Source organism: Cribrihabitans marinus, assembly GCF_900109035.1.
Taxonomy (GTDB): Bacteria; Pseudomonadota; Alphaproteobacteria; order Rhodobacterales; family Rhodobacteraceae; genus Cribrihabitans; species Cribrihabitans marinus.
Window position 1 is genome coordinate 235,079 of the sequence record NZ_FNYD01000001.1, and the last position, 26,287, is coordinate 261,365.

Sequence of the window (26,287 nt, forward strand, 5' to 3'; positions counted from 1 at the left end):
TGACGGGCAACAGGTAACGCGCCGCCCGGGGCTTGACCAGATAGCAGTTTTCCCCGCCCGGCAATTGTTCTAAGGTCCGGCGAAATGGGCAGTCTCGCAGGGACCAGGGGGTCGCAGTGTCACGGTACGACAGATATGTGCTGTCGCAATTTCTGCTGTTCTTCGGGTTTTTCGCCCTGATTCTGGTCTCGGTCTTCTGGATCAACCGCGCCGTGGTGCTGTTCGACAGGCTGATCGGAGACGGGCAGTCCGCCCTCGTCTTCCTCGAGTTCACCGCGCTGACCCTGCCCAACCTGATCCGCATGGTGCTGCCGCTGGCGGCCTTTGCCGCCGCCGTCTATGTCACCAACCGGCTCAACGGCGACAGCGAGTTGACGGTGATGCAGGCCACCGGTTCCAGCCCCTGGCGGCTGGCGCGCCCGGCGCTGGTCTTCGGGCTGTTCTCGGCCGCGATGATGCTGGTTCTGACCAACGTGCTGCTGCCCGCCTCGATCAAGCAGCTCGAGGTCCGGGAGGACGAGGTGGCGCGCAACGTCACCGCGCGACTGCTGAGCGAAGGCAGCTTCCTGCACCCGGCCTCGGGCGTGACCTTCTATATCCGCCAGATCGACGCCGACGGGACGCTCAAGGATGTCTTCCTGTCCGACCGGCGCAAGCCCGGCGAGACCGTGACCTATACCGGTGCGCGGGCCTATCTGGTCCGCGACGGGGCGCGCGCGAACCTGGTGATGGTCGATGGTCTGGCGCAGCGGCTGAACGAGGCCGAGAACACGATGTCGAGCACGGTCTTTTCCGATTTCTCTTATGATATCAGTAGCCTGATCGACAAGGGCGACAGGGAAACGCGAAACATCCGCGCTATTCCCACGGGCGAGCTGATACAGAGCGCGGATGCGATTTCACAGACCGATGGCTACACCCCGGGGCAGATCGCCGAGGAGTTGCACCTGCGGTTCGCGCGGGCGCTGGTCTGCGTGGCCGTGGCCCTGATCGGATTCTCCTCGCTGTTGCTGGGCGGGTTCTCGCGTTTCGGCGTCTGGCAGCAGGCCTTGCTGGCCTTCCTGATCCTCGTGGCGCTCGAGCTTCTGCGCGGCGCGGTGACCGAGCCGGTCCTGAAGAACGCGGCCATGTGGCCACTGATCTACCTGCCCACCGTGCTGGGCCTGGCCATCGCGGCGGTCTTCCTGCGCATATCCGGCCGGCCCCTGTCGGTGATCCTCAAACGACGGTCGGGCGAGGTGGCGCAATGATCCTGGACCGCTATTTCGCGCGCCGCTTCCTGCAAAGCTTCCTGATCATCGGCGCGGTGTTCCTGACCCTCATCCTGCTGATCGACCTGATCGAGCAGCTTCGGCGTTTCGAGGGGATCGAACTGGGTTTCGGCCAGCTGGTGAAACTGACGCTGCTGAACGCGCCCTCGGCGATCAGCGAGATCCTGCCGCTGGTGATGATCCTGTCCACCGTGGTTCTGTTCGTCGGACTGGCGCGCAGCTCGGAACTGGTCGTCACCCGCGCGATCGGGCGGTCCGGCATCCGGGCGCTGCTGGCACCGGGCATCGTGGCCCTGCTGATCGGCGGGCTGGCGGTGACGACGCTGAACCCGATCGTGGCCGCGACATCCGAGCGTTACCAGCGCCTGTCCGACACGTTCCGCAACGGCGGCCCCTCGGTCCTGTCGCTCAGCGGCGAGGGGCTGTGGCTGCGCCAAGGCAGCCCGCGCGGGCAATCGGTGATCCACGCCACCGGGTTCGGCGAAGAGGGTGCGGTGCTCTATGACGTGTCGATCCTGACCTATGCGCGCGACGGCGGCCCGGTGCGCCAGATCCGCGCCGAAAGCGCGCGGCTCGAAGGCCAGACCTGGATTCTGAACAGCGCCAAGGTCTGGCCGCTGTCGGCAGGGCTGAACCCCGAGGCGGGCGCGGCCGAACACGAGGCGCTGGAGATCCCGACAACGCTGACCCAGGAGAGGATCCGCGACAGCCTGGGCCGCGCGAGCAGCATCTCGGTCTACGACCTGCCCGACATGATCCGGCAACTGCGCCAGGCCGGTTTCTCGACCAAGCAGCACGAGGTCTGGCTGCAATCGGAACTGGCGCGGCCCCTGTTCCTGCTGTCGATGGTGCTGGTCGGCGCGGCCTTCACCATGCGGCACACCCGGTTCGGCGGCACGGGGACGGCGGTTCTGATCACCATCCTGCTGGGCTTCACGCTCTATTTCATCCGCAACTTCGCCCAGGTTCTGGGCGCCAACGGGCAATTGCCGGTGACACTCGCCGCCTGGGCGCCGCCGGTGGCGTCAATCCTGCTGACCATCGGTCTGCTCCTGCATGCGGAGGACGGATGATGCGAGGCCGGGTCTTGGCCCTTGTCACGGCCCTGGCGACAGCGCTGGCGGCACCGGTGCGAGGCACAGCGCAGAACCTCGAGGCCCCGCAAGCGGGCGCCCCGGCAGTTCTGGTCGCGGATGAGGTCTTCATCACGCCGGAACGCCAGCTCATCGCCAAGGGCAATGTCGAGGCCTACCAGGGCGACATCCGGCTCAGCGCCCAGGGCATCATCTTCGACCGTGACAGTGGCCAGTTGACCCTCGAAGGCCCGATCCGCATCGACCAGGGCGGTTCCGTGACCATCCTGGCCGATACCGCCGAGATGGATGCGGGGCTGCAGAACGGGCTCCTTCGCGGCGCGCGGATGGTCTTCGACCAGCAGCTGCAACTGGCCTCGCTGCAGATGACCCGGGTCGGCGGGCGCTATACGCAGCTTTACAAGACCGCCGTAACATCCTGCAATATATGCCAAAACGGAGGTCCGCCGCTGTGGCAGGTGCGCGCACGAAAGATCACGCACGATCAGGAGGAACGCCAACTCTACCTGGAAGGCGCGCAATTCCTGATCCGCGATGTCCCAGTGTTCTATTTTCCCGGCCTGCGCGTGCCGGACCCCACTCTGGACCGGGCCACCGGATTCCTGATCCCGTCGATCCGCAGCACGTCGCAGCTGGGCACCGGGGTGCGGATCCCCTATTTCATCCGCCTGGGCGATCACCGCGACCTGACGCTGACGCCCTACATCTCGTCCAAGACGCGGACGCTGGGCCTGCGCTATCGCCAGGCGTTCCGGACCGGGCGCATCCAGCTCGAGGGGGCCTATACCCGCGATGACCTGATGCCCGATGACGACCGCGGCTACCTGTTCGCCGATGGCCAGTTCTTCCTGCCTGACGACTTCCGGTTGCGCTTCGACATCAAGACCACCTCGGACAACGCCTATCTGGTCGATTACGGCCTGCCGGACCTGGACCGGCTGCGCAGCGAGATCGCGCTGGAACGGGTCCGCCGCGACAGCCTGTTTCATGTCGGCCTGATCCACTACAAGACGCTGCGGGACGGCGAGGATGCCGAGCAATTGCCGCAGGAAATCGTCGATCTCGGCTTCCAGCGGCGCCTGTTTCCGACCGCGATCGGCGGCGAGGTGCGGCTCGGCTTCCTGCTGCACGGCTACCGCCGGCCCTCACCCGTGGACGTGCTTGGCCGAGACATCACCCGGGCCACCTTCGATGCCGAGTGGCTGCGCAGCTGGACGATGGCGTCGGGTCTGCGCGCGGACTGGCGGATCGGAACGGCGGTGGACGGGTTCCGCGTCAGCGATGACGACAACTTCCCGCCCGAGTCGCTTCGCATCACGCCGCGCGCGGCGCTCACCCTGCGCTATCCGATGACCCGCGCGACGGAAACCGGCGCCACAGACTACATCGAACCGATCTTCCAGATCGGCTGGGCCGATACGACCGGCGACGACGTGCCGCGCGACGAAAGCAACTTCGTCGAGTTCGACCAGGGCAATCTGCTGGACCTGTCGCGCTTCCCGGCCCCCGACGCCCGCGAGGACGGGCTGACCGCGGTGCTGGGCCTGAACTGGGCCCGCTACGCGGCCAATGGCTGGCAGTTCCGCGGCACGGTCGGCCAGGTCTATCGGCAGGAGTCGGACCCGCGGTTTTCCAAGACATCGGGCCTCGGTGGCAAGGCCTCGGACCTGCTGCTTGCGGGCCAGATCCAAACCGGCACGGGCCTGTCTCTGGCCGGGCGCGGGCTGCTCAACAGCGCGTTCAACCTGTCCAAGGCCGAGCTGCGCGGGGCATGGCAGAACGACACGGCGCGGCTGAGCGGCACCTATGTCTGGCTGGGCCGCGATCCGCAGGAGGACCGGGACCTGGCGGTCTCGGAAATCTGGCTCGACGGCGGCTATGACCTCAACCGGCACTGGACCGCCCTGGGCGACATCCGCTACGACATCAACGACAGCCGCCCGATCAATGCGGGTCTCGGGTTGATCTACCGCAACGAATGCCTGACCGTTAACATCTCGGTCAGCCGGCGCTATACCTCGTCGGAGAGCGTTGAACCCTCGACCGATTTCGGCCTATCCATCTCGCTCAACGGCTTTGCCGTGGCGGGCGCAAACAAAGAATACAGGCGATCATGCAGCAGCACCTGACCCATTCCCGACGCATCCTCGACCGACTGGCCCGGAGGGGCGCGCAGGTCGCCCTGGCGGCGCTGCTGAGCGCCGGGCCGGCGGTCCTGCCGGCACAGGCCCAGTTCGCGCCCGCGATCGAGGTCAACGAGGACGTGGTCACCGGATTCGAGCTGGAACAGCGCATCCGGTTCATGGATATCCTCAACATCCCCGGCAACCCCGAACGGGCCGCGCGCGAGGCCCTGATCGACGACCGCCTGAAACAGCAGGTCATCGAAGAGGCCGGGATCGAAGTGGCCCCCGAAGAAGTGCAGACCGGCATCGACGAGCTGGCCGGGCGCGCCAACCTGTCGGGCGAGGAGTTCCTCAACGCGCTGGAGGGCGAAGGCGTCTGGCCCGAGACCGTGCGCGACTTCGTCGAGATCCAGCTGACCTGGCGCGACTACATCGCCGCGCGCTACCTGTCGCAGGCGCGTCCCACCGACGACGAGATCGAACGCGCGCTGGGCCAGGCCGGCGGTGGCGGCGGGCTGCGCGTGCTGCTGTCCGAGATCATCATCCCGGTCACACCGCAAACCGTCGACCAGGTCGATGCCCTGGCGCGCGAACTGGCCGAGATCGAGGGCTATGACGCCTTTTCCGCCGCGGCCGCGCAATACTCGGCCGCCGACACGAGCAACAATGGCGGCCGGATGGAATGGGTGCCGATCACCCGGATTCCCGCCGGCCTGAGGCCGCTGATCCTGGACCTGACGCCGGGTGACGTGACCGATCCGATCACACTGCCCAACGCCGTCGCGGTGTTCCAGATGCGCGGCATCCAGGAAGTCGCGCGCGGCGAGCCGAACTATGCCGAGATCGACTATGCCGCCTATTACCTGGCCGGCGGGCGCAATGCCGAGACCCTGCAACAGGCGGCCCGGATCCAGGCCCGCGTGGACACTTGCGATGACCTCTACGGTGTCGCCAAGGGTCAGCCGCCCGAGGTTCTGGACCGGGTCCAGGCTGCACCGCGCGAGATCCCGCGCGACATCGCGCTGGAACTGGCCAAGCTGGACCCGAACGAAAGTTCGACCGGGCTCACGCGCAGCAACGGTCAGACACTGGTGATGCTGATGCTCTGCAGCCGGACCCGGGAACTCGGCCAGGATGTCGAGCGCGAGGATGTCGTGCGGGCGCTCACCGAACAGCGTCTGAACGCCTTCGCCGACAGCCTTCTGCAACAGCTGCGCGCCGACGCGGTGATTGCCGAGCCATGAGCCCGCGCCCCATCGCGCTGAGCTGCGGCGAACCGGCCGGGATCGGCCCCGAGATCGCGGCCCGCGCCTGGGACACGCTGCGCGATACCTGCCCCTTCGTCTGGATCGGGGATCCTTCGCACCTGCCGCCCGAGACGCCCGTGGCCCGGATCGAGGCGTCCGGACAGGCGGTCGCCGCCAGCGCAAGCGCCCTGCCCGTTCTGCCGCTGCCCTTCGCCGCGCCCTCGGTCCCGGGTCGGGCCGATCCGCGAAACGCCGCCGGCGTGATCGCCGCCATCGAAAAGGCCGTGTCTCTGGTACAGGACGGCGCCGCCTCGGCGGTCTGCACCGCACCCATCCACAAGAAGGCGCTGATCGACGGGGCCGATTTCGCCTATCCCGGCCATACCGAGTTCCTGGCTGCGCTGGCAGGCGGCGCACAGGCGGTGATGATGCTGGCCGGGCCGAGCCTGCGGGTCGTTCCGGTCACCATTCATGTCCCTCTGGCCCAGGTGCCGCGCGCCCTGACGCCCGATCTGCTGCGCGCGACCATCGAGATCACCGCCGCTGACCTGACCGCGAAGTTCGGCATCGCCCGCCCCCGGATCGCGGTTGCCGGCCTGAACCCCCATGCCGGCGAAGGCGGCGCGATGGGGCGCGAGGAGCTGGACTGGATCGCCGATCTGGTGGCGTCGATGTCCGGCCCCTACACGCTGACCGGGCCGCACCCGGCGGACACGATGTTCCATGCCGCCGCCCGCGCCCGTTACGACGCGGCGATCGCGATGTATCACGACCAGGCGCTGATCCCGATCAAGACGCTGGATTTCGACCGCGGTGTGAACGTGACGCTGGGCCTGCCGTTCATCCGCACCTCGCCCGACCACGGCACCGCATTCGACATCGCCGGCACCGGCACCGCCAATCCCACCAGCCTGATCGAGGCGCTGAAGCTGGCACAGCGCATGGCCCGGGCGGCATGAGCGCCATCGACACGCTGCCGCCGCTGCGCGAGGTGATCGCCAGGCACCGGCTGTCGGCGCGCAAGGCGCTGGGGCAGAACTTCCTTCTGGACCTCAACCTCACCGCCAAGATCGCCCGGCAGGCGGGCGACCTGACCTCCTGCGACGTGCTCGAGATCGGGCCGGGCCCCGGCGGGCTGACCCGCGGGCTGCTGGCCGAGGGCGCGCGGCGGGTGCTGGCGGTCGAGAAGGACGCACGCTGCATCCCGGCGTTGGAGGAGATCGCCGCCGCCTATCCCGGCCGGTTGCACATCCTGCAGGGCGACGCGCTTGAGATCGACGCGCCCGCGCATCTGACGAAACCGATCCGGGTGGTGGCCAACCTGCCGTACAACGTGGGCACCGAGCTTCTGGTGCGTTGGCTGACGCCGCCGGACTGGCCGCCCTACTGGCAGAGCCTGACGCTGATGTTTCAGCGCGAGGTGGCCGAGCGGATCGTGGCACAGCCCGGCGGCAAGGCCTATGGCCGGCTGGCGGTTCTGGCGCAATGGCGCAGCGATGCGCGGATCGTGATGGCGCTGCCGCCGGGCGCCTTCAGCCCGCCGCCCAAGGTGTCGAGTGCGGTCGTGCATCTGACCGCCCTGCCCGGACCGCGCCATCCGGCGGATCCCGCGGTGCTGTCGCGTGTGGTGGCGGCGGCCTTCAACCAGCGCCGCAAGATGCTGCGCGCCGCGCTCAAGGGCCTGGCGCCCGACATCGAGGACCGCCTGCGCGCCGCCGGCATCACCCCCACCGACCGGGCCGAACAGATCCCGCTCGAGGCGTTCTGCGCCCTGGCCCGCCAACTCGACCGGAGCTGAAAGCGCCCCGGCGCCGGGGTGGGGCGTTGCCTGTTGCGGTGTGGGCGATTCCGAGGCTTGGGATGGCGATGGTCGATTGAGCCCAGGGTCACCGATTCTGCGGACTAGACGAATGGCAGCTCTTCGTTGGTTGGCCGGTACTTGGCACATCTAGCCATAACAGCATTATGGGACTAGCGTTGAAGCATGCATGTATTTCGAAACGCTCTCCCGACCGACGCAATTCGCTGCTTCGAAATTGAAACATCAGCATACGAGGGAGACGAGGCAGCTAGCCTTGCGAAAATCGAAATGCGCATTGAGACCTATCCAGAGGGATTTCTAATCCTTGAAATAAGTGGACAGATTGTTGGGTTCATCAATTGCGGATGTGCCTACAATGTCGAGATGTCAGACGAAGAGTTCAAGGAACTCATCGGTCACGATCCAAACGCACCGCATGTGGTCATCATGTCAGTTGTTGTCGATCCCGAGCATCAGGGAAAAGGTTACTCAAAGGCTCTCTTAGCCGAATTCGAGAAACGCATGAGGGGACGGGGGAAGGCGGCCATTCATCTTATGTGCAAGGAGCACCACGTGCAGTTCTATGAGAAGTTTGGATATGACTATCAGCAACCCTCGGACTCCGATCACGGAGGGATGATCTGGCATGAAATGTCTATGACTCTGTGAACTGCAAATTGCTTGAATCCACTTAGTTTAGAAATTTGAAGGAAATCCAATGACGCAAATCAGGTCAGACCCTTCGGTCGCACTTGCCCCTCCGCTGCGGCCTTTCAGGCAAGAGGATGCTGACACGGTTGCGCGGCTTAACGACATGGCATCTGGCGGCATACTCCTAACAGTCTGGAAGCGACTGGCAGGCACAAACGGTGATCCATGGGAACACGGTCGTCTTCAACAGTTCGAGCAGATAGAGTCCGGATGGAACATCGTCGTGCTCGATCAAGGCTCCGGTGTCGAGGCGGTCATGATGGGACAACCCCACGGAGCCGAACCGGCTTCGCTCGAAGGCGTCGATGCCGAGTGGGTCCCACTGATGGAACTGGAGAACCTTGTCCCAGAAGCATGGTGCCTAAACGTGATCGCAACACTGCCTGCATATCGCGGCTTGGGACATGGTGCCCGTTTGATGGCGCAAGCGCAAAGCATGGCCCGCGCTGGCGGACACTCCCGTATCGCACTGGTGGTTTCTGATGCCAGCACCCCGGCGATCCGTCTTTATGAACGCAGTGGCCTTAGAGAGATGGCCAGACGCCCAATGTTCAAGGGTGACTGGGAAGGGCCAGGCCAAGATTGGGTGCTGATGGTCAAGTCGCTCTAAGAAATGTGATGCAGACTTTGGCGCAGCCGCAGCGAAAGCTAACTATGTCCGCTGATCCGACTTTCCATGCAGAGCGCTCCGCTGTTTCCTTTGGGATCAATTGCCTTGCGCCACTCCGTCACCACGAAGACCGCTGACGGAACTCGCGCGCACAAAGCAAAGCCCCGGCGCTGGGCCGGGGCTTGCGGGACCATCGGGTCATCACCTGCTTATTCGGCGACCTTGGTCGCGTCCTCGTTGGGGCCCGACGGCTTGGTGTCATCCGCCTGTTCCCCTTCGGCCGGTTTCGGCTTGCGGGCGCGCGGTTTGCGGGCGGGCTTGTTTGGCTTGCTTTCGGGCGTCTCGACCAGGCCGGAGCCTTCATTGCCGCCGGCGTCAGACAGGTCCAGCACATCGGGCTGCGCTGTCGCGCCCGGGTCCGAGGATCCCTGGCTGCCGCCGCCGGCGGCCTCGCGCTCCTGCCGCTCGGCGCGTTCGCGGTCGCGTTCGGCCTGGCGCTCGCGGTTCTGGCGCTCCTGCTCCTCGCGGCGCGATTCGATCTCGCGCTGGGCCTCGTTCAGCAGACGCTGGTAGTGCTCGGCGTGCTGCTGGAAATTCTCGGTGGCGACACGGTCATTTCCCAGCTGCGCATCCCGTGCCAGCTGGTTGTACTTGTCGATGATCTGCTGCGGCGTTCCGCGCACCTTGCCTTCGGGTCCGGAGCTGTCGAACACACGGTTGACGACATTGCCGCCGGACGGCCGGTTGCGGTTATTCTTCGACCGCGAACGGGATTTGGAAGATCTCATTTTGCTTTACGTCAGCCTTATGAACCACTGTCGATTGCCCCGTCTTGACGCTATGTGCGGCGAAGTGCTGCCGGGGTGTCGACTGTTGAGGGCTTGGCGTCGCCTGTGAGCCGCCGAAATGGCAGCGTCAATCTTTGCGACAATCCTGAGTAAACACGTCCATCCCGGTCAGACAAGGGGGCGCGGCATAATTTTCGGTGAATTCGGCCGGATTCGGCAAAAATACCTCGAAATCGGCGGATCAGCGCGGCCTGCGCGCGGCGACGACCCGGTCGCGGCCGTCGAGATCCTGGATGACTTGCACCCGCTCCAACCCAGCCGCGTCCAGCAGATCCGTCACCACCGCCGCCTGCGTCGGGCCGATCTCGACCAGCAGCCGCCCGCCACCGGTCATGTGCCCGGGCGCGTCGGCGGCGATGCGCCGATAGGCGCCCAGCCCGTCGCCGCCATCGGTCAGCGCCATTTCGGGCTCATGCTCGCGCACCTCGGCCGACAGTCCGTCCATCTCGTCGCACGCGATATAGGGCGGGTTCGAGACGATCAGGTCGAACCGGCCCGAAACCTGGTCCAGCCAGTCCGACTGCAGGATCTCGGCGCGCGCCTCGACCCGGTGCAGAACGGCGTTGGCGCTGGCCTGCAGGCAGGCGGCGCTGCTCAGGTCCACACCGGTGCCGCGCGCCTCGGCACGCTCGGCCAGCAGCGTCACCAGGATGCAGCCCGATCCGGTGCCGAGATCCAGCACGCGCGAGAACGGCTCGGCCAGCGCGGCCTCGATGAGGATCTCGGTCTCGGGGCGCGGGTCCAGCACGTCGCGGCTGACCTTGAAGCGGCGGCCGTAGAAGTCGCGCTCGCCCAGCAGATGCGAGACCGGCACGCGGATGGCGCGCAGGGCGATCAGCTGCTCGAAACGTTCGGCGATGGCGGGGTCCAGCTCTTCGGGGGCGATCAGCGTGACCCGGCTGGCCTCGATCCGCGCGGCATGGGCCAGCAGCATCCGCGCGTCGCGGGCCGGATCCGGCACCCCGGCGGCGCGCAGCCGGGCCGAGGCCGCCGCCATCGCCTGCGCCGCTGTTGCGCGGCCGTTCATGAAAAGGCGGCCAAACGGCTGGCCTGGTCGTCCGCGATCAGCGCGTCGATCACCTCGTCCAGATCGCCCGCCATCACCTGGTCCAGCTTGTAGAGGGTCAGGTTGATCCGGTGATCGGTCATGCGGCCCTGCGGAAAGTTGTAGGTGCGGATGCGCTCGGAGCGGTCGCCGCTGCCGACCTGGGCCGCGCGGTCGGCCGAGCGTTCGCTGTCGATCCGCTGGCGCTCCAGGTCGAACAGGCGCGACTTCAGCACTTGAAGGGCAATCTCGCGGTTGCGGTGCTGGCTCTTCTCGGAACTGGTCACGACGATGCCGGTCGGCAGATGGGTGATGCGCACGGCGGAATCGGTGGTGTTCACATGCTGCCCGCCCGCGCCCGAGGCGCGCATCGTGTCGATGCGCAACTCGCCCGGGTCGATCTGGATGTCCACGTCCTGCGCCTCGGGCAGCACCGCCACGGTCGCCGCCGAGGTGTGGATGCGGCCGCCGCTCTCGGTGGTGGGCACGCGCTGGACCCGGTGCACACCGGATTCGAACTTGAGCCGGGCGAAGACGCCGTCGCCCTTCACATGGGCCACCAGTTCCTTGAGACCGCCCAGCTCGGTGGCCTGTTCCTCGACGACATCGAAACTCCAGCCCCGCGCCTCGGCATATCGCTGATACATGCGCATCAGGTCCGCGGCAAAGAGCGCCGCCTCGTCTCCGCCCGTGCCGGGCCGGATCTCGAGGATCGCGGGGCGCGCATCGGCCGCGTCGCGCGGCAGCAGCGCAAGCTGCAGGGCGTGCTCCACCTCCGGCAGGCGCGAGCGCAGGGAAGCGACCTCTTCCTCCGCCAGCTCGCGCATGTCGGGATCGGCCAGCATCGCCTCGGCCTCGGCCAGATCCGCGCGCAGGCGCCGCCATTGGTCGATCTGCTCGACCACCGGTTTCAGCTCGGCGTATTCCCGGCCCAACGCCGCGAAATCCCCGCCGGCCGCCCCCTCGGACATGGCGGCTTCGAGGTATTGGAACCTCTGGGTGATCTGTTCAAGGCGCTCTTCGGGGACCATGCCGGCGGTGTCCGACATAACAGGTGTTTGGTCAAGGCTCTTGACGTGCTAAACTCAGGCCATGACACGCTTTGCCCTGATGCTGGTCCTGATGGCTTCGCCGGTCGCGGCGGATGTCGTCGGCCCGGGCGGCAAGGTGCGGGAATGCTACTGCACCGACAAGAGCGGCGCCCGCGTGGAACTGGGCGAGATGATCTGCCTGCAGGTGGACGGGCGCATGTTCACGGCGCAATGCCAGATGTCGCTGAACGTGCCGATGTGGCGCGAGGTGCAGCAGGGCTGCCTATCCTCCGGCCTGCAAAGCGTCGATCCACTCTTCGACGCGGGCCTTGTTCACCCCAAGATCTGATCCGCCGAAACGCAGGCGCGCGAAGATCTCGAGATGGTCGCCGACCTGCTGAACCGTGGTGTAGTCGGGAAAGCCGATGACCTTGCTGCGGGTGAGATAGGTCACCATCCCCTGCTCGACCGAGCCGGCCAGAACCTTTGTGCGCGGCCAGTCTCGGGCGATCATGTCCAGCCGCTCAAGCCCGTCGGGGCCGGTCTCGACCCGGCGTTTCGCGCCGCCCGGCAGGTCGGCGTCGGCCTGAACCTGCGGCGGCACGTGCCAGCGCTGCGGATCGCTGGGCGCCAGGCGCACATAGCCCAGTGCCACGACCGCCGCCGCGATCACCAGCCAGAGTATCGTCACGCTTCGTCCCATCCCGTGCCCCCTGCCGGACCGCGCCCCGGATCGGCCGGCCCGTTACCTGTGTTTCACGCCCGGCAGCACGCAGATCAGCTCGTAGAGCAGGTTCGCCGCCGTCAGGGCGGTGTTGCCCGACGGATCATAGGGCGGCGACACCTCGACCAGATCGCAGCCGACGATGTTCACCCCGCGCAGGGCGCGGATCAGCTCAAGCGCCTGCGGCGTGGTCAGCCCGCCGATCTCGGGCGTGCCGGTGCCCGGCGCATAAGCCGGGTCGAGACTGTCGATATCATAGGAGACATAGACCGGCCTATCGCCGATATCGCGAGGAATTTCCGCACCCAGAGGCGCCAGGCTCTTGAACCACAGCTCATGCGCCGGGAACTGCTGAAATCCCCAGCCCTGCGCCTCGGTGAAATCCTCGGCGGTGTAGCCGGTGCCGCGCAGACCCACCTGATAGGTCTTGTCGGGCTGGATCAGCCCCTCTTCCTGCGCCCGGCGGAACACGGTGCCGTGGGTCTCGCGCTCGCCGAACATGGTGTCGTTGACATCGGCATGGGCATCCACATGCACCAGCGCCACCGGCCCGTGGCGGGCGGCAACCGCGCGCAGGATCGGCAGGGTGATGGAATGATCGCCCCCCATCGCCACCGGTATCACGCCCGCGGCCAAGAGCCCGTCATAGCTGTCGCGGATGATCCGCAGACTGTCGGCCAGCGAGAAGGTGTTGATCGCCAGGTCGCCGATATCGGCCACCTGCAGGCTGTCGAAGGGGGCTGCCCCCGTGGCCATGTTGTAGGGCCGGATCATCGCGCTTTCGGCGCGGATCTGCTTGGGGCCGAACCGGGTGCCGGGCCGCCACGAGGTGCCGATATCCATCGGCACGCCCAGGACCGCCACATCCAGCCCGTCAAGCCGCTCGGCCTGGGGCAGCCGCATGAAGCTGTTGGGTCCCGAGAAGCGCGCCAGGTCGTTGCCGCTGATCGGCTGGTTGAATTCGGTCATTTCCGTTTTGCCCACCCCAGAAGGCAGATGATCTCGGTCGCGATATGGGCGCCGGCAATGGCGGTCGCGCCCGAGGTGTCGTAGGGCGGCGAGACCTCGACCACGTCGCCGCCCTTGATGTCGATGCCGGCGATGTCGCGCAGGATGATGGCGGTCTGGATCGAGCTGAGGCCGCCCCAGACCGGCGTTCCGGTGCCGGGCGCAAAGGCCGGGTCCAGCCCGTCGATGTCGAAGCTCAGGTAGACCGGGCTGGTGCCCACGATCCGCTTGATCTTCTGCGCCACCGCCGCGGGGCCGGATTCATAGACCTCGCGCGCGTCGATGATGTTGACGCCCAGCGTGTCCTCGTTGGTGGTGCGGATGCCGACCTGGACCGAGCGCGCGGGATCGACAATGCCCGATTTCACCGCCTTGTAGAACATCGTGCCGTGGTCCACCCGGTCCATGTTGTCGTCGGGCCAGGTGTCGGTATGGGCATCGAACTGCAGAAGCGACATCGGCCCGAACTTCTCGGCATAGGCCTTGAGGATGGGAAAGCTGATATAGTGATCGCCCCCCAGCGCCACCGAGGCGACACCGGCATCGAGGATGCCGCGCACATGGTCGGTCAGCGTCTCGGGAAAGGCCGGCACGTTGGCATAGTCGAAGGCCAGATCGCCGTAGTCGATGATCGCCATCTCGCTGAGCGCGTCATAGGGCCAGCCATAGGGCGCATCGGGTGATTGCAGCGCGCTGGCCTCGCGGAGCGCGCGCGGCCCCAGCCGCGTGCCGGGGCGGTTGGTTGCGGCCTGGTCGAAGGGCACACCGGTCACGGCGATATCCACCCCGGTCAGGTCCTTGGTGTATTTGCGCCGCAGGAACGAGGTCGCCCCGCCAAAGGTGTTCTCGAAGGACGGGCCCTTGAGATCCTTGCGGGTGAATGCCTCGTCCACCTGTGTCTTTGCGTCTTCGAGTGCCATGTCCGGTCCTTCAGGCTGCGGGCTGGGCGGTTTCCACCAGCCGCGCGAAGAACGAGGCGCCGATGGGCGCGATCTCGTCGTTGAAGTCATAGCCCGGGTGGTGCAGCCCGGCGCCGGCGCCCTGACCCAGGAACAGATAGGCGCCGGGCCGGGCCTGCAGCATGTAGGAGAAATCCTCGGCCCCCATCTCGCGCCCCGCCTCGGCCAGCACGCGGCCCTCGCCGGCCACCTCACGCGCAACCGACGCGGCAAACCCCGCACGGTCGGGATCGTTGACGGTGGCGGGATAGCCCACCTCGTAGTCAAGCTCGGCCTCGACCCCGAAACTGGCCGCCTGCCCGGCGACGATCTGCTGCATCCGGGCCATGACCATCTGCTGCACCGCCGGATCGAAGGTGCGCACCGTGCCGTTGAGATAGGCGGTGTCGGGGATCACGTTGTCGACCGTCCCGGCGTGGATCTGGGTGATCGAGATCACCAGGTCATCCAGCGCATAGTGGTTGCGGCTGACAATGGTCTGGATCGCCTGCGCGATCGAGACCGCGGCGATCACCGGGTCGCGCGTGTCCTGCGGCAGCGCGCCATGCCCGCCGACGCCGCGCACATGGATGTGAAACGTGTCCACCGCCGCCATGATCGGGCCGGGATTGGTGTAGAAGGCACCGGCATCGAAACCGGGCGCGTTGTGCAGCGCATAGACCTCGGCGATGTCGAACCGGTCCATCACGCCCTCCTCGACCATCACGCCGGCGCCGCCGCCATTCTCCTCGGCCGGCTGGAAGATCAGCGCGACGCGGCCGGCGAAGTTCCGCGTCTCGGCCAGGTAGCGGGCCGCGCCCAGAAGCATCGTCGTGTGCCCGTCATGGCCGCAGGCATGCATCCTTCCCGGCCGCTGCGAGGCATGCGGCAGGCCGGTCGCCTCGACGATGGGCAGCGCGTCCATGTCGGCCCGCAGCCCGATGGTCGGCCCCGCGCCCTGCCCCTCGATGATTGCCACCACGCCGGTCCGGGCGATCCCCTCGTGAATCTCGTCCACCCCGAAGTCACGCAGCCGTTCGACCACGAAACCCGCGGTCTCGGGGCAGTCCAGCCCCAGTTCGGGGATCTGGTGCAGATGCCGGCGCCACTCGGTCATGTCGGCGGCGAAATCCGCGATGCGGTTCACGACGGGCATTGGGCTGGACTCCTGGGTCTGGTCTTGGAATGGATGCATCTGACACCGGAACGGGGGGCTTCGCAATGCCGGAAAAACCACTCATCCACGACCGCGACGCCGGGATCGAACGGCTGCTGGAAATCATGCGCCGCCTGCGCGATCCCGACACGGGATGTCCCTGGGACATCGAACAGGATTTCGCCACCATCGCCCCCTATACGATCGAAGAAGCGCATGAGGTGGCCGACGCCATCGACCGGCGGGCCTGGAACGAGCTGAAGGGCGAACTGGGCGATCTGTTGTTCCAGTCGGTGTTTCACGCGCAGATGGCCGACGAGGCCGGGCATTTCACCTTTCAGGACGTGGTGCGAACCATGTCCGACAAGATGGTCGCCCGCCATCCGCATGTGTTCGGCGACGAAAGCCGCGACAAGTCCGCCGACCAGCAGACCCGCGACTGGGAGGCGATCAAGGCCGCCGAGCGCGCGGGCAAGGCGCAGCGTGGCGCACTGGACGGGGTCGCGCTGGGCCTGCCGGCACTGATGCGCGCGCTCAAGTTGCAGAAGCGGGCGGCGCGGGTTGGTTTCGACTGGGGCGAGATCGGCCCGGTGCTGGACAAGATCACCGAAGAGGCGCAGGAACTGGCCGAAGCGCGCGACAGCAAGGATGCCGACGCGCTGGAGGACGAGTTCGGCGACCTGCTCTTTGTCATCGTCAACCTGGGCCGGCATCTGGGCGTCGATCCCGAGGCGGCGCTGAGGCGCACCAACGCCAAGTTCACCCGCCGCTTCGAGACGATCGAGGCGCGCCTGGCCACGCAGGGCAAGACCCCGGCCGACAGCACGCTCGAGGAAATGGACGCGCTCTGGGATGCCGCCAAACGCGGCGAGAGGCGCTAGATCCGGTCGCGCAGGCTTTCGGGGATGGTCAGGCGTGGCCTCTCCGGCCGGCAATTGCCGGCCCGGACGACTTCCCTTGCGGTTGGTCCATGCGGCGATTAATGACCACGGGACAATCACGATGCAAGACGTTGTTCAAGGCAGGGAGTGCGTATGCCCCCACGCAAGATCATCATCGACACCGATCCCGGCCAGGACGACGCCGTGGCGATCCTGCTGGCGCTGGCCAGCCCCGACGAGATGGAGGTTCTGGGCATCACCGCCGTTGCCGGCAATGTTCCGCTGGCGCTGACCGCGCGCAACGCGCGGATCGTCTGCGAACTGGCGGGCCGCACCGACATCCCGGTTCACGCCGGATGCGACGCGCCGCTGGTGCGGCCGCTCGTCACCGCCGAGCATGTGCATGGCAAGACCGGTCTCGACGGCCCCGCCCTGCCCGAGCCGCAGATGCCGCTGGCGGAAGGTCACGCGGTGGATGTCATCATCGAGACCCTGCGCGACAATTCGCCCGGCACCGTGACGCTCTGCCCGTTGGGTCCGCTGACCAACATCGCGACCGCCTTCCGCAAGGCGCCCGAGATCGCCGGCCGCGTTCAGGAGATCGTGCTGATGGGCGGCGCCTATTTCGAGGTCGGCAACATCACGCCGGCGGCCGAATTCAACATCTACGTCGATCCCGAGGCGGCGGGGATCGTGTTCCGATCCGGCGCACCGATCACCGTGATGCCGCTGGATGTCACCCACAAGGCGCTGGTCACCAAGGCGCGCAACGACGCCTTTCGCGCCCTGGGAAGCCGGGTCGGCGCGGCGGTGGCCGAGATGACCGATTTCTTCGAACGGTTCGACCGCGAGAAATACGGATCGGACGGCGCGCCGCTGCACGATCCCTGCGTCACCGCCTACCTGATCCGGCCGGAGCTGTTCTCGGGCCGGCACATCAATGTCGAGATCGAGACGCAATCGGAGCTGACTCTGGGGATGACCGTGGCCGACTGGTGGGGCGTCACCGACCGTGCGCCCAACGCGACCTTCATGGGCGACGTGGACGCCGACGGGTTCTTCGCGCTGCTGACCGACCGGCTGGCCCGTCTATGACCGCCGCGCTGCGCCTTGCCCGCCCCGAGGACCTGGACCGCGTGACGGCACTGGTCGAGGCGTTTCACGCCGAGACCGGGCTGGCGCAGACCGACGAGGAGCGCCGCGCCGCGGTGGCCCCGCTGCTCGATGGCATACCGCATGGCTGCGTCTACCTGATCGGACCGGCGCGCGCGCCGCTGGGCTATGTGGTCATCACCTTCGGCTGGTCGGTCGAGTTCGGCGGGATGGATGCCTTTGTCGACGAGATCTATATCCGCCCTGCGATCCGCCGCCGCGGCATTGCCGGCGAGGTGCTGACCGAATTGCCCAAGGCGCTGGCCCGCGGCGGCATCAAGGCGCTGCATCTGGAGGTCGACGGCGATGACACCTCCGCGCAGCGCCTCTACCAGCGGGCGGGATTCCAGGGCCGCGACCGCTACATGCTGATGTCGCGCAAGCTCTGACACCGGGCCGATGCGCGGGTCCGCGCGCAAGACCGCCCGCGGATCGGCAAATTCCAGCCGGTCTTTTTCAAGAGGTTTTGGAACCTGCGCGGTTCTGGTTGGTTGTGCCGCAGAGTCCCGCCGCGTTTTGCGGCCTTCTTTCAACTGCCAAGGAGACTTGCGATGAAACTTTCCATGATCGTGCCGACCGCCTTTGCCGCGGTGGCCCTGACGGCCTGCACCAACCTGACACCCGAACAGCGCACCGTTGCGGGTGTTGCGGGCGGCGCGGCCGCCGGCCTGATCGCCGCGGATGCGCTCAAGGCCGATGACGACTGGAAGCTGATCGCGGCCCTTGGCGGCGCCGCTGCAGGTACGCTTGTCGCGCAGAACAACCAGTCGCAGCAATGCGCCTATTCGCGCGGCGACGGCACCTACTACACGGCCGCCTGCCCGTAAGCCGAAGATTTCGGAACGGCCGCAATCCGCAAGGGTTGCGGCCGGCCGAGCCTGCACCCTATGATCGCGGCATCCATCAAGGCGGCCCCGGCCCGGGTCCGCGGTCAAGGGTGCCTTGTCATTGACGAATTTCCCCGAACTTCTGCTCGACCACCTGATCGAGGAACACCGCGCCCAGACGCATCTGGCGACCTTCTCGATGCTTGGCGGCGACGACGCGCCGCACGGCATCCGCAAGAGGATCTTTCGCCAGACCACGCGCAATGTCGAGATCCTGTTCGAGCGGATGGTGGATCTGCTGGCCCCGGACACGATCCTTGAAATCGGCGCGCATGAGGCCGGGTTTTCCCGCCGCTGCAAGGCCAAGCATCCCGAAGCCCAGGTCATCGCCTTCGAAGCGAACCCGGCAATCTATGGCGAGTACCGGGCCGAAGCGGAAGCCGCCGGCGTCACCTATCGCAACGAGTGCATCGGGGATGCGGACGGGACCGCCACGTTCAACGTGCCGATCCGCGAGGATGGGCATCTTGGCCGTGGAACCGGCAGCCTGAACGCGCCCAAGGAAAGCGGCCGCGATGCCCGGCAGTTCGAAACGCCCTGTCACAAGCTGGATTCGATCGTCACGCCCGACAGCGGCCGTATCGCCGCCTGGATCGATGTCGAAGGTGCCGTGGGCCAGGTGCTGGACGGCGGCAGCGAGGCCTTTCACCAGGTCGATCTGGCCTTTATCGAGCTGGAGGAAAAGGAGGAATGGGCCGGGCAACTGGTCTATGCCGATGTCGCCAGGATCCTGGCCGGATTCGGGCTGTTGCCGTTCCTCTCGGCCTATCAGCGCCGCCGCCAGCTCAACGTGTTCTTCCTGCGCCAATCCCTGTTCGACACGCGCGCTGCACATCGTGTCCGGCGGCGTCATGCCGGCATGTTGCGCGACCTCGCCGGCGCGATCTCGGCCGAAAGCCTGCCGCAGGACAGCTGACCGACCCGCCGCCCAAGGAACTGGCCGCGCGTCGCGAGATTGGCGCCAGACCCCCGCCCAACACCGGACGGAGGCCCCGCGTATTTGGTTCAGCGCAGGATGCTGCGGCCGGCGTACTCGGCCACTTCGCCCAATGCTTCCTCGATGCGGATCAGCTGGTTGTACTTGGCCAGCCGGTCCGACCGCGCCAGCGAGCCGGTCTTGATCTGTCCGCAATTGGTGGCCACGGCCAGATCGGCGATGGTGGCGTCCTCGGTCTCGCCCGAGCGGTGACTCATCACGTTGGTATAGCGCGCCCGGTGGGCCATATCGACCGCGCGCAGCGTCTCGGTCAGCGAGCCGATCTGGTTGACCTTCACCAGCATCGAATTGGCACAGCCGCGCGCGATGCCGTCGGCCAGACGCTCGGGGTTGGTGACGAACAGATCGTCGCCCACCAGCTGTACCTTGTCCCCCAGCGCGTCGGTCAGCGCCTTCCAGCCATCCCAGTCATCCTCGGACATGCCGTCCTCGATCGAGATGATCGGATAGTCGTTCACCAGCGCCTGCAGATAGGCGACGTTCTCCTCCGAAGACAGGGTTTTTCCTTCCCCGGCAAAGACATACTTTCCGTCCTTGACGTACTCCGTGGCCGCGCAATCCAGCGCAAGGCAGATGTCGTCGCCCGGCGCATAGCCCGCCTTCTCGATGGATTTCAGGATGAAGTCCAGCGCGTCGCGGGTCGAGCCCAGCTCGGGCGCGAAGCCGCCCTCGTCGCCCAGCCCGGTGGACATGCCGGCGGCCGACAGCTCCTTCTTCAGCGTGTGGAACACCTCGGAGCCCATGCGCACGGCCTCGCGGATATTCGCGGCCGAGACCGGCATGATCATGAATTCCTGGATGTCGATCGGGTTGTCGGCATGTTCGCCGCCATTGATGATGTTCATCATCGGCACCGGCAGAACCCGCGCCGACGTGCCGCCCACATAGCGATAGAGCGGCTGCGCGGTGAAATCGGCGGCCGCCTTTGCCACGGCGAGGCTCACGCCGAGGATCGCGTTGGCGCCCAGCCGGGCCTTGTTGGCGGTTCCGTCCAGTTCGATCATGGTCCGGTCGATGGCGACCTGCTCGGTGGCGTCGAAGCCCACCAGTTCCTCGGCGATCTCGCCGTTCACGGCGGCCACGGCCTCGAGCACGCCCTTGCCCATGTAGCGCGCCTTGTCGCCGTCGCGCTTCTCGACCGCCTCATAGGCGCCGGTGGAGGCGCCCGAGGGCACGGCGGCGCGGCCCATGGTGCCGTCTTCGAGGATCACGTCGACCTCGACCGTGGGATTGCCCCGGCTGTCGAGGATTTCGCGGGCATGGATGTCGATGATGGTGCTCATGTGGGGCGTCCTCGGACTGGAATTGATTTGCCGCTGTCATAGCAAAGGGTGACGGAAAGTAAACCGCTCACGTTAGCGCTAACCGACCGGCCCGGCCGCGCGCTTGGCCGGTTTGCGCGCGGCAGATCGGACCCGCCCCTCGCGCACCAGCGTGTAGATGCCCGAACCCACGATGATCGCCGCGCCCAGCAGCATCAGGGAATCGGGCCGCTCGCCGAACACCACCATACCGACGATCAGGGCAAAGACGATCCGGCTGTAGCGGAACGGCGTCACAAAGGACACTTCGCCGATACGCATCGCCGCGACGATGGCGTAATAGGCCGCCACGCCCAGCAGGATCACCCCGGCGAAATACGCCCAGAGCTGCGCGTCGGGCGCCACATAGCCCCGGTCGCTGAACAGCGACAGGATGGCGGCGGCCGGGATCAGCATCAGGAAGGCCAGGAAGCTCAGCTGAAAGGACGAGGTTTCGCGCCCGACCTTGCGGGTGGCCAGGTCGCGGATCGCCAACCCGACCGTACCCTGCACCGCAAATAGCGACAGCACGTCGAAGCCCTCGGTCCCGGGGCGGATGACCAGCAGCACGCCGACGAACCCCACCAAGATCGCGCTCCAGCGGCGCCAGCCCACCGGTTCCTTCAGGAACAGCGCTGCGCCCAGCGTGACCAGCAGCGGCGTGGCCTGCAGGATCGACGACGCCTGCGAGATCGGCGTCAGCGCGATGGCGGTCACGAAACCGACCGTGCCGATCAACTCGCCCAGGTTGCGCAGCAGGACCGGACCGGCCAGATAGCCGCGGGTCCAGAGCGGCTGGCCCTTCAGCTTGGTGAGCACCGCAAAGACCGCCGCACCGCCGCTGCCCAGCACGGCGATGATTTGCCAGGGCGGCAGGGCGTCGGCGGTCAGCTTGATGAACATGTCCTCGATGGCGAAGCCGAGCATCGCCAGCACCATCAGGACGGCGCCGCGCAGGTTTTCCATGGCCGGGGACACTCCGTTTCAGGGTTGCGCCCGCCTTGGCCGAATTCCACGCCAGCCGCAAGGGCCGTGCGCGCAATTGCGCGGATGCGGGACCGGTGCTAGTCACCGGTCATGCCCGCAGATCCGATGATCCGTATCACCCTGACCTCGCTGGCCGTCGGTCTGGGCGGTGCGGCCGTCGCCTATGTGCTGAACGCGCCGGCCGCGGTTCTGATTGGCCCGGCGCTGGCGGTCAGCGGCGCGGCGCTGTCGGGCCTGCGCGTGGGCATCGCCGAGCCGGTGCGCAACGCCTGTTTCGTCGTGCTCGGGCTGGGTGTCGGATCGGGGTTCACCACCGATGCCGGGGCCGCGATCCAGCGTTGGCCCTTCGCCTTTGCGGCCATGGCGGCGATGCTGGCGGTGACCATGTTCCTCACCCGCACGATCCTGGCCCGGGCCTTCGACTTCGACCGGCGCAGCGCGATCCTGGCCGCCGCGCCGGGGCATCTGAGTTTCGTGATGGGGCTGTCGCAGGACCTGGGCGCCGACACCGCCCGGATCGCGGTGGTGCAGACCCTGCGGGTGCTGGCCCTGACCGTGACGGTGCCCTATGCCGCGCTGGCGCTGGGCTATCGCATGGATCCGGTGGTGCTGCCCCAGACCGCGCCGATGTCCATGTCCGCGCTCGCGGTCCTGGCAGTGTTGGGCATCGTGCTCGGGCTGCTGTTTCGCAGGCTGTTGCTGCCGGCGCCGCTCCTGCTGGGGCCGATGGCGGTCTCGGCGCTGGCGCATGTGACCGGGCTGACCGAGGGCGGCGTGCCGGGCTGGCTGATGCTGCCCGCCTTCGTGACGATGGGCACGCTGATCGGCACGCGGTTCACCGGCATGACCCTGACGCAGTTTCGCGGCGCGCTGCTGGCCGGGCTCTGCATGACCCTGATCGCGGTGACGATGGCCAGCCTGGCCGCGATTCCCGTGGCCGCCGCGCTGGACATGCCGGCGCCGCATGTGATGGTGGCCTTTGCGCCCGGCGGGCTGGAGACGATGATCGCGCTGGGTGCGACCATGCAGGCCAGCCCGGGATTCGTCGCCGCCTGCCACATCGTCCGGCTGATGATACTCAGCGTCCTGATCCCGGTGGCCGTGGGCCGCCGGCGGGTGGGCTGACGCGCCCCGGCTCAGCGCTTGCGGCGCGGTACGCCGTAGAGCTCCAGCTTGTGGCCGCGCAGCTCGTATCCCAGGCGCGCGGCGATGCGCTCCTGCAGCGCCTCGATCTCGGGGTCCACGAATTCGATCACCTCGCCGGTCTGCATGTCGATCAGGTGGTCGTGGTGGTCGCGCTCGGCATCCTCGTAGCGCGCGCGCCCGTCGCCGAATTCCAGCCGTTCCAGGATACCGGCCTCCTCGAACAGCTTGACCGTGCGGTAGACCGTGGCGATCGAGATGCCGGAATCGATGGCGGTGGCACGGGAATAGAGCTCCTCGACATCGGGGTGGTCGGCGCTGTCCTGCAGGACCTGCGCGATCACCCGGCGCTGGCCGGTCATGCGCAGCCCCTTGGCCTCACAACGGGCGATGATCGAGTCGGACATGGCGGCTCCCGGATCTTGCGCTTCGGCCTCCCGGTTTAATCGCTCCGCGACCGCGTTGCCACCGGGTTTTTCGCCTTGGCGGCAGGTCCGAGGTGAGGGGCGACCGCTAGTCCGCCGCGCGCAGGTCGGCCCAGACCGGAAGGTGGTCCGAGGCGATATGGGCCGGCCGCTCGGAATGCACGCCGTGGGCCGAGGCCGCCAGCCCGGCCCCGAGTGCGATGCGGTCCAGCGGTCCGACCGGCTGCGGGGCCGGAAAGCTGGGCATCGGCGGCAGGAACCGCATCTGTGGCGCCAGGTGGTCCAAAACCGGCTGGCGCGACCATTCGTTGAAATCGCCCGCCCAGACCGTCGGCAGGTCCGGCAGCCGGGCCATATCGCGGGTCAGGTGCGACACCTGCTGCTGGCGCGAGGGGCCGAACAGCCCCAGATGCAGCCCCACCACCCGAAGTCGTCCGATCGGCGTGTCGAACTCGGCCCGCACCGCGCCGCGCGGCTCGAACCCGGGAAGGTCGTGATGCGCGGTCCCGGTCAGGCGGATCCCGCCGCCCTTCCAGATCACCGCGTTTCCGTGCCAGCCCAGGCTGCCCGCGCCACCAAGATCGGCGATCTTCCAGCCGGCCTCGTTCAGGACGAAATGCGGCAGCGCCGCGGGACGCGGCGGAAGGCGCTTGTCGGCCTCCTGCAGGACGACGATCTGCGCCCCGAGCCGGTCCAGCACCGTCAGGATCCGGCGCGGTTGCCGCCGCAGGTCGAGGCCGACGCATTTCTGGATGTTATAGCTGGCAAGGCGCAGCGTCGATTGGCGGGGCATGTCGGTCCGGGCTGAGAGCTGGAGGCCAATCTTGCCCAGCGGGCCGCAAGGCGCAAGGGCGGTTGGGGGGCTTTGCCCCCCGTCGCCTGCGGCGCCTCCCCCCAGGATATTTTCCGCAAGAGGAAAGGGTCAGGTGCCGCAGAAGGTCGCGGCCACGATCTCGTCCTCCTTGGGGGGGCGGGTCAGGTCGGCATGCTCGGGCTGATCGTCATAGGGGCGGGCCAGTACCGCGCACAGGCGATGGAACGGGGCTTCGTCGCCGTCGAGCGCGGCGTCGATCATCTGTTCGATCCGGTGATTGCGGGGAATGAAGGCGGGGTTCGCAGCCCGGATCCGGCCGGATGCGCCCGGCTCCTGCGCGGTGCGCGCGGCCCAGCCCTCGGCCCAGCTTTCATAGGCGGCGGGGTCGATGAACTGGTCGCGCGCGGCATCCGTGCCGAGCGCGCGGAAGGTGTTGGTGAAATCGGCCCGATTGGCGGCCATCCGGATCAGCAGATCCGCGATCAGCGCCTGGTCCCCGTCCTGCGCGTCCCGCAGGCCCAGCTTGGCGCGGAACCGCGCCAGCCATTCCGCCTGCAGCAGGTCGGGCATCGCGTGCACGATCTCGGTGGCTTCTTCGACCGCCGCCTCGCGGTCGTCCATCTGCTGGATCAGCGCGGTGGCGAACTGCGCCAGGTTCCAGACCGCGATGTCGGGCTGGTTGGAATAGGCGTAGCGGCCCGTCCGGTCGATCGAGCTGTAGACCGTGTTGGGGTGGTAGCTGTCCATGAAGGCGCAAGGACCATAGTCGATGGTCTCGCCCGAGATCGCGCAATTGTCGGTGTTCATCACCCCGTGGATGAAGCCCACCGCCATCCATTGCGCGATCAGCCGCGCCTGGGCGTCGCGAACGGCCCTGAGCAGGCCCATCGGCCCGTCGGCATCGGGATAGTGGCGCGCGATGGCATAGGCGGTCAGACGCTTGAGGCTGGCGATGTCGCCCCGCGCGGCAAAGACCTGGAACGTGCCCACCCGCAGGTGGCTGGCCGCCACGCGGGTCAGCACCGCCCCCGGCATGGGTCCTTCGCGCAGCACCGTCTCGCCGGTTTCGACCGCGGCCAGGGCCCGGGTCGTGAGGATCCCCAGCGCGTGCATCGCCTCGGACACCACATATTCCCGCAGGACCGGCCCCAGCCAGGCCCGCCCGTCGCCCATCCGCGAATAGGGCGTGCGGCCGGATCCCTTGAGCTGGATGTCCCGGCGGGTCCCGTCGCGGTCCACCACCTCGCCCAACAGCAATGCGCGCCCATCGCCCAGCTGCGGGTTGTACTGGCCGAACTGGTGCCCCGAATAGAGCTGCGCCAGCGGCTCAGCGCCCTCGGGAAGGGCATTGCCGGCAAAGGCCTCGGCCATGTCGGACAGCTCGCCCGGGTCGATCCGCAGCAGGCGCGCCAGGTCCTCGTTGAAGGCGATCAGGCGCGGCGCGCGGACCGGCTCGGGCCGCAATCGGGTATAGAACGCGTCCGGCAGGCGCGCATAGCTGTTGTCGAAGGGGATCGTAAGCGTCATGGGGGCAAGATATGCTGCCCGTGCGGGATTGCCAGTGCCCGCCGGCAAAGAGAGGCGCCATGACCGCGCAGGAGATCATCGACCGCCTGAACCTCGCGCGACACCCCGAGGGCGGCTGGTACCGCCAGACCTGGGTTGCTGAAAACGCGGGCCGGCCGACCGGAACCTGCATCTATTTCCTGCTGGCCGAGGGCGAGCGTAGTCATTGGCATCGCGTCGATGCGACCGAGATCTGGCTCTACCACGCCGGGGCGCCGCTGGTCCTGTCGATCAGCGCGACCGACCGCGGCCCCGCAACCGATCACATGCTGACCCCGGACCTGGACACGGGGGCGCCGCAGCTGATCGTGCCGGCGGGCCATTGGCAGGCGGCGCGCACGACCGGGGACTGGACCCTGGTCAGCTGCACGGTCTCGCCGGGGTTCCGGTTCGAGGGGTTCGACCTGGCGGAACCGGGGTTCGATATACCGAGGGGATGAAGGACGGGATGCCGCCCGTTCGCAGAGATTGGCAGGATCGAGCCCGCAGTTCCCAATGCTGGGAGACAGATGAAGGGCTCAAGG

At 67.3% G+C, this 26,287-nt stretch carries 28 protein-coding genes; 16 read left to right on the plus strand and 12 right to left on the minus strand.

Annotated elements, in window-relative coordinates; translation table 11 throughout:
• Positions 1–116 precede the first annotated feature (116 nt).
• The 8 genes from lptF (at position 117) to BMX57_RS01180 (ending at position 8,860) form a co-directional block, all read left to right on the plus strand.
• Positions 117–1,250 carry an LPS export ABC transporter permease LptF gene (lptF, locus tag BMX57_RS01145; RefSeq protein WP_092361697.1) on the plus strand — a complete coding sequence of 378 codons (1,134 nt, stop codon included), beginning with the start codon at positions 117–119 and terminating at the stop codon, positions 1,248–1,250.
• Positions 1,247–2,344, plus strand: coding sequence for an LPS export ABC transporter permease LptG (gene lptG, locus BMX57_RS01150; protein WP_092361699.1), 1,098 nt, complete (start codon positions 1,247–1,249; stop codon positions 2,342–2,344). The genes lptF and lptG overlap by 4 nt, the downstream gene beginning before the upstream one ends.
• The gene (locus BMX57_RS01155) at positions 2,341–4,494 is read left to right on the plus strand and encodes an LPS-assembly protein LptD (RefSeq protein WP_229724135.1); all 2,154 of its coding nucleotides are present in this window, start codon (positions 2,341–2,343) and stop codon (positions 4,492–4,494) included. The genes lptG and BMX57_RS01155 overlap by 4 nt, the downstream gene beginning before the upstream one ends.
• Positions 4,479–5,735 carry a peptidylprolyl isomerase gene (locus BMX57_RS01160; protein WP_092361701.1) on the plus strand — a complete coding sequence of 419 codons (1,257 nt, stop codon included), beginning with the start codon at positions 4,479–4,481 and terminating at the stop codon, positions 5,733–5,735. The genes BMX57_RS01155 and BMX57_RS01160 overlap by 16 nt, the downstream gene beginning before the upstream one ends.
• Positions 5,732–6,697 carry a 4-hydroxythreonine-4-phosphate dehydrogenase PdxA gene (gene pdxA, locus BMX57_RS01165; RefSeq protein WP_092361703.1) on the plus strand — a complete coding sequence of 322 codons (966 nt, stop codon included), beginning with the start codon at positions 5,732–5,734 and terminating at the stop codon, positions 6,695–6,697. Before BMX57_RS01160 ends, pdxA begins: the two co-directional genes overlap by 4 nt.
• Positions 6,694–7,536 (plus strand): 16S rRNA (adenine(1518)-N(6)/adenine(1519)-N(6))-dimethyltransferase RsmA, encoded by an 843-nt coding sequence (gene rsmA, locus BMX57_RS01170; RefSeq protein WP_092361705.1) that lies wholly within the window; start codon positions 6,694–6,696, stop codon positions 7,534–7,536. Before pdxA ends, rsmA begins: the two co-directional genes overlap by 4 nt.
• Before the next feature lie 186 nt (positions 7,537–7,722).
• Positions 7,723–8,208, plus strand: a complete 486-nt coding sequence (locus tag BMX57_RS01175) for a GNAT family N-acetyltransferase (protein ID WP_092361707.1) — start codon at positions 7,723–7,725, stop codon at positions 8,206–8,208.
• A gap of 49 nt (positions 8,209–8,257) precedes the next feature.
• Positions 8,258–8,860 carry a GNAT family N-acetyltransferase gene (locus BMX57_RS01180; RefSeq protein ID WP_092361709.1) on the plus strand — a complete coding sequence of 201 codons (603 nt, stop codon included), beginning with the start codon at positions 8,258–8,260 and terminating at the stop codon, positions 8,858–8,860.
• A 209-nt stretch (positions 8,861–9,069) separates the two neighbouring features.
• On the opposite strand, the gene BMX57_RS01185 is transcribed toward BMX57_RS01180, so the two are convergent.
• The 3 genes from BMX57_RS01185 to prfA all read right to left on the minus strand — a co-directional run bounded on the left by BMX57_RS01185 (position 9,070) and on the right by prfA (position 11,784).
• Positions 9,070–9,648, minus strand: a complete 579-nt coding sequence (locus tag BMX57_RS01185) for a DUF4167 domain-containing protein (protein ID WP_092361711.1) — start codon at positions 9,646–9,648, stop codon at positions 9,070–9,072.
• A gap of 241 nt (positions 9,649–9,889) precedes the next feature.
• Entirely contained in the window at positions 9,890–10,735 is an 846-nt protein-coding gene (prmC, locus tag BMX57_RS01190) for a peptide chain release factor N(5)-glutamine methyltransferase (protein ID WP_092361713.1), read from the minus strand.
• Positions 10,732–11,784, minus strand: coding sequence for a peptide chain release factor 1 (gene prfA / locus BMX57_RS01195; RefSeq protein WP_092362201.1), 1,053 nt, complete (start codon positions 11,782–11,784; stop codon positions 10,732–10,734). The genes prmC and prfA overlap by 4 nt, the downstream gene beginning before the upstream one ends.
• A 61-nt stretch (positions 11,785–11,845) precedes the next feature.
• Here prfA and BMX57_RS01200 point away from each other — a divergent pair, with 61 nt between their 5' ends.
• Positions 11,846–12,133, plus strand: coding sequence for a hypothetical protein (locus BMX57_RS01200; RefSeq protein WP_092361715.1), 288 nt, complete (start codon positions 11,846–11,848; stop codon positions 12,131–12,133).
• Here the strand turns inward: BMX57_RS01200 and BMX57_RS01205 are convergent.
• The 4 genes from BMX57_RS01205 to BMX57_RS01220 are packed head-to-tail and all read right to left on the minus strand — an operon-like array spanning position 12,068 to position 15,610.
• Positions 12,068–12,487, minus strand: coding sequence for a DUF1499 domain-containing protein (locus BMX57_RS01205; protein WP_092361717.1), 420 nt, complete (start codon positions 12,485–12,487; stop codon positions 12,068–12,070). The two genes, BMX57_RS01200 and BMX57_RS01205, sit on opposite strands and share 66 nt — an antisense overlap.
• Positions 12,488–12,529: 42 nt before the next feature.
• Positions 12,530–13,477 carry an agmatinase gene (gene speB / locus BMX57_RS01210; RefSeq protein ID WP_092361730.1) on the minus strand — a complete coding sequence of 316 codons (948 nt, stop codon included), beginning with the start codon at positions 13,475–13,477 and terminating at the stop codon, positions 12,530–12,532.
• Positions 13,474–14,436, minus strand: coding sequence for an agmatinase (speB, locus tag BMX57_RS01215; protein WP_092361732.1), 963 nt, complete (start codon positions 14,434–14,436; stop codon positions 13,474–13,476). The genes speB (BMX57_RS01210) and speB (BMX57_RS01215) overlap by 4 nt, the downstream gene beginning before the upstream one ends.
• Before the next feature lie 10 nt (positions 14,437–14,446).
• Positions 14,447–15,610: a M20 aminoacylase family protein gene (locus BMX57_RS01220; protein ID WP_092361734.1), complete on the minus strand. Its 1,164-nt coding sequence runs from the start codon at positions 15,608–15,610 to the stop codon at positions 14,447–14,449.
• Positions 15,611–15,675: 65 nt separating this feature from the next.
• Between BMX57_RS01220 and mazG the strand changes: the two genes are divergently transcribed.
• The 5 genes from mazG to BMX57_RS01245 all read left to right on the plus strand — a co-directional run bounded on the left by mazG (position 15,676) and on the right by BMX57_RS01245 (position 19,446).
• Entirely contained in the window at positions 15,676–16,491 is an 816-nt protein-coding gene (gene mazG, locus BMX57_RS01225) for a nucleoside triphosphate pyrophosphohydrolase (protein WP_092361736.1), read from the plus strand.
• A gap of 153 nt (positions 16,492–16,644) precedes the next feature.
• Entirely contained in the window at positions 16,645–17,586 is a 942-nt protein-coding gene (locus BMX57_RS01230) for a nucleoside hydrolase (RefSeq protein WP_092361738.1), read from the plus strand.
• Complete coding sequence (locus BMX57_RS01235) at positions 17,583–18,032, plus strand: GNAT family N-acetyltransferase (RefSeq protein WP_092361739.1); 450 nt, start codon at positions 17,583–17,585, stop codon at positions 18,030–18,032. Before BMX57_RS01230 ends, BMX57_RS01235 begins: the two co-directional genes overlap by 4 nt.
• A 162-nt stretch (positions 18,033–18,194) precedes the next feature.
• On the plus strand, positions 18,195–18,470 hold the full coding sequence (locus BMX57_RS01240; protein ID WP_092361740.1) for a glycine zipper 2TM domain-containing protein: 276 nt from the start codon (positions 18,195–18,197) through the stop codon (positions 18,468–18,470).
• A 121-nt stretch (positions 18,471–18,591) separates the two neighbouring features.
• Positions 18,592–19,446 (plus strand): FkbM family methyltransferase, encoded by an 855-nt coding sequence (locus BMX57_RS01245; protein ID WP_092361741.1) that lies wholly within the window; start codon positions 18,592–18,594, stop codon positions 19,444–19,446.
• Positions 19,447–19,535: 89 nt separating this feature from the next.
• Here BMX57_RS01245 and eno read toward each other — a convergent pair whose 3' ends face one another.
• Complete coding sequence (eno, locus tag BMX57_RS01250) at positions 19,536–20,810, minus strand: phosphopyruvate hydratase (RefSeq protein WP_092361742.1); 1,275 nt, start codon at positions 20,808–20,810, stop codon at positions 19,536–19,538.
• Positions 20,811–20,888: 78 nt separating this feature from the next.
• Positions 20,889–21,794, minus strand: coding sequence for a DMT family transporter (locus BMX57_RS01255; RefSeq protein ID WP_092361743.1), 906 nt, complete (start codon positions 21,792–21,794; stop codon positions 20,889–20,891).
• 126 nt (positions 21,795–21,920) lie between these two features.
• Here BMX57_RS01255 and BMX57_RS01260 point away from each other — a divergent pair, with 126 nt between their 5' ends.
• Positions 21,921–22,940: an AbrB family transcriptional regulator gene (locus BMX57_RS01260; protein ID WP_229724143.1), complete on the plus strand. Its 1,020-nt coding sequence runs from the start codon at positions 21,921–21,923 to the stop codon at positions 22,938–22,940.
• A gap of 11 nt (positions 22,941–22,951) precedes the next feature.
• On the opposite strand, the gene BMX57_RS01265 is transcribed toward BMX57_RS01260, so the two are convergent.
• The 3 genes from BMX57_RS01265 to BMX57_RS01275 form a co-directional block, all read right to left on the minus strand.
• The gene (locus BMX57_RS01265) at positions 22,952–23,365 is read right to left on the minus strand and encodes a Fur family transcriptional regulator (RefSeq protein WP_092361745.1); all 414 of its coding nucleotides are present in this window, start codon (positions 23,363–23,365) and stop codon (positions 22,952–22,954) included.
• A gap of 106 nt (positions 23,366–23,471) precedes the next feature.
• Entirely contained in the window at positions 23,472–24,176 is a 705-nt protein-coding gene (locus BMX57_RS01270) for an endonuclease/exonuclease/phosphatase family protein (RefSeq protein WP_092361746.1), read from the minus strand.
• Positions 24,177–24,305: 129 nt separating this feature from the next.
• On the minus strand, positions 24,306–25,724 hold the full coding sequence (locus BMX57_RS01275; protein ID WP_092361747.1) for a protein adenylyltransferase SelO: 1,419 nt from the start codon (positions 25,722–25,724) through the stop codon (positions 24,306–24,308).
• 59 nt (positions 25,725–25,783) lie between these two features.
• Between BMX57_RS01275 and BMX57_RS01280 the strand changes: the two genes are divergently transcribed.
• A complete protein-coding gene (locus BMX57_RS01280; RefSeq protein WP_092361748.1) occupies positions 25,784–26,203 on the plus strand; it encodes a cupin domain-containing protein in 420 nt (139 codons plus the stop codon).
• Positions 26,204–26,287: the final 84 nt, after the last annotated feature.

Coding starts and splice junctions, on each gene's coding strand:
- lptG (WP_092361699.1), top strand. CDS start 1,247: ATGATCCTGGACCGCTATTTCGCGCGCCGCTTCCTGCAAAGCTTCCTG.
- BMX57_RS01155 (WP_229724135.1), top strand. CDS start 2,341: ATGATGCGAGGCCGGGTCTTGGCCCTTGTCACGGCCCTGGCGACAGCG.
- BMX57_RS01160 (WP_092361701.1), top strand. CDS start 4,479: ATGCAGCAGCACCTGACCCATTCCCGACGCATCCTCGACCGACTGGCC.
- pdxA (WP_092361703.1), top strand. CDS start 5,732: ATGAGCCCGCGCCCCATCGCGCTGAGCTGCGGCGAACCGGCCGGGATC.
- rsmA (WP_092361705.1), top strand. CDS start 6,694: ATGAGCGCCATCGACACGCTGCCGCCGCTGCGCGAGGTGATCGCCAGG.
- BMX57_RS01175 (WP_092361707.1), top strand. CDS start 7,723: ATGCATGTATTTCGAAACGCTCTCCCGACCGACGCAATTCGCTGCTTC.
- BMX57_RS01180 (WP_092361709.1), top strand. CDS start 8,258: ATGACGCAAATCAGGTCAGACCCTTCGGTCGCACTTGCCCCTCCGCTG.
- BMX57_RS01185 (WP_092361711.1), bottom strand. CDS start 9,648: ATGAGATCTTCCAAATCCCGTTCGCGGTCGAAGAATAACCGCAACCGG.
- prmC (WP_092361713.1), bottom strand. CDS start 10,735: ATGAACGGCCGCGCAACAGCGGCGCAGGCGATGGCGGCGGCCTCGGCC.
- prfA (WP_092362201.1), bottom strand. CDS start 11,784: ATGGTCCCCGAAGAGCGCCTTGAACAGATCACCCAGAGGTTCCAATAC.
- BMX57_RS01200 (WP_092361715.1), top strand. CDS start 11,846: ATGACACGCTTTGCCCTGATGCTGGTCCTGATGGCTTCGCCGGTCGCG.
- BMX57_RS01205 (WP_092361717.1), bottom strand. CDS start 12,487: ATGGGACGAAGCGTGACGATACTCTGGCTGGTGATCGCGGCGGCGGTC.
- speB (WP_092361730.1), bottom strand. CDS start 13,477: ATGACCGAATTCAACCAGCCGATCAGCGGCAACGACCTGGCGCGCTTC.
- speB (WP_092361732.1), bottom strand. CDS start 14,436: ATGGCACTCGAAGACGCAAAGACACAGGTGGACGAGGCATTCACCCGC.
- BMX57_RS01220 (WP_092361734.1), bottom strand. CDS start 15,610: ATGCCCGTCGTGAACCGCATCGCGGATTTCGCCGCCGACATGACCGAG.
- mazG (WP_092361736.1), top strand. CDS start 15,676: ATGCCGGAAAAACCACTCATCCACGACCGCGACGCCGGGATCGAACGG.
- BMX57_RS01230 (WP_092361738.1), top strand. CDS start 16,645: ATGCCCCCACGCAAGATCATCATCGACACCGATCCCGGCCAGGACGAC.
- BMX57_RS01235 (WP_092361739.1), top strand. CDS start 17,583: ATGACCGCCGCGCTGCGCCTTGCCCGCCCCGAGGACCTGGACCGCGTG.
- BMX57_RS01240 (WP_092361740.1), top strand. CDS start 18,195: ATGAAACTTTCCATGATCGTGCCGACCGCCTTTGCCGCGGTGGCCCTG.
- eno (WP_092361742.1), bottom strand. CDS start 20,810: ATGAGCACCATCATCGACATCCATGCCCGCGAAATCCTCGACAGCCGG.
- BMX57_RS01255 (WP_092361743.1), bottom strand. CDS start 21,794: ATGGAAAACCTGCGCGGCGCCGTCCTGATGGTGCTGGCGATGCTCGGC.
- BMX57_RS01260 (WP_229724143.1), top strand. CDS start 21,921: ATGATCCGTATCACCCTGACCTCGCTGGCCGTCGGTCTGGGCGGTGCG.
- BMX57_RS01265 (WP_092361745.1), bottom strand. CDS start 23,365: ATGTCCGACTCGATCATCGCCCGTTGTGAGGCCAAGGGGCTGCGCATG.
- BMX57_RS01270 (WP_092361746.1), bottom strand. CDS start 24,176: ATGCCCCGCCAATCGACGCTGCGCCTTGCCAGCTATAACATCCAGAAA.
- BMX57_RS01275 (WP_092361747.1), bottom strand. CDS start 25,724: ATGACGCTTACGATCCCCTTCGACAACAGCTATGCGCGCCTGCCGGAC.
- BMX57_RS01280 (WP_092361748.1), top strand. CDS start 25,784: ATGACCGCGCAGGAGATCATCGACCGCCTGAACCTCGCGCGACACCCC.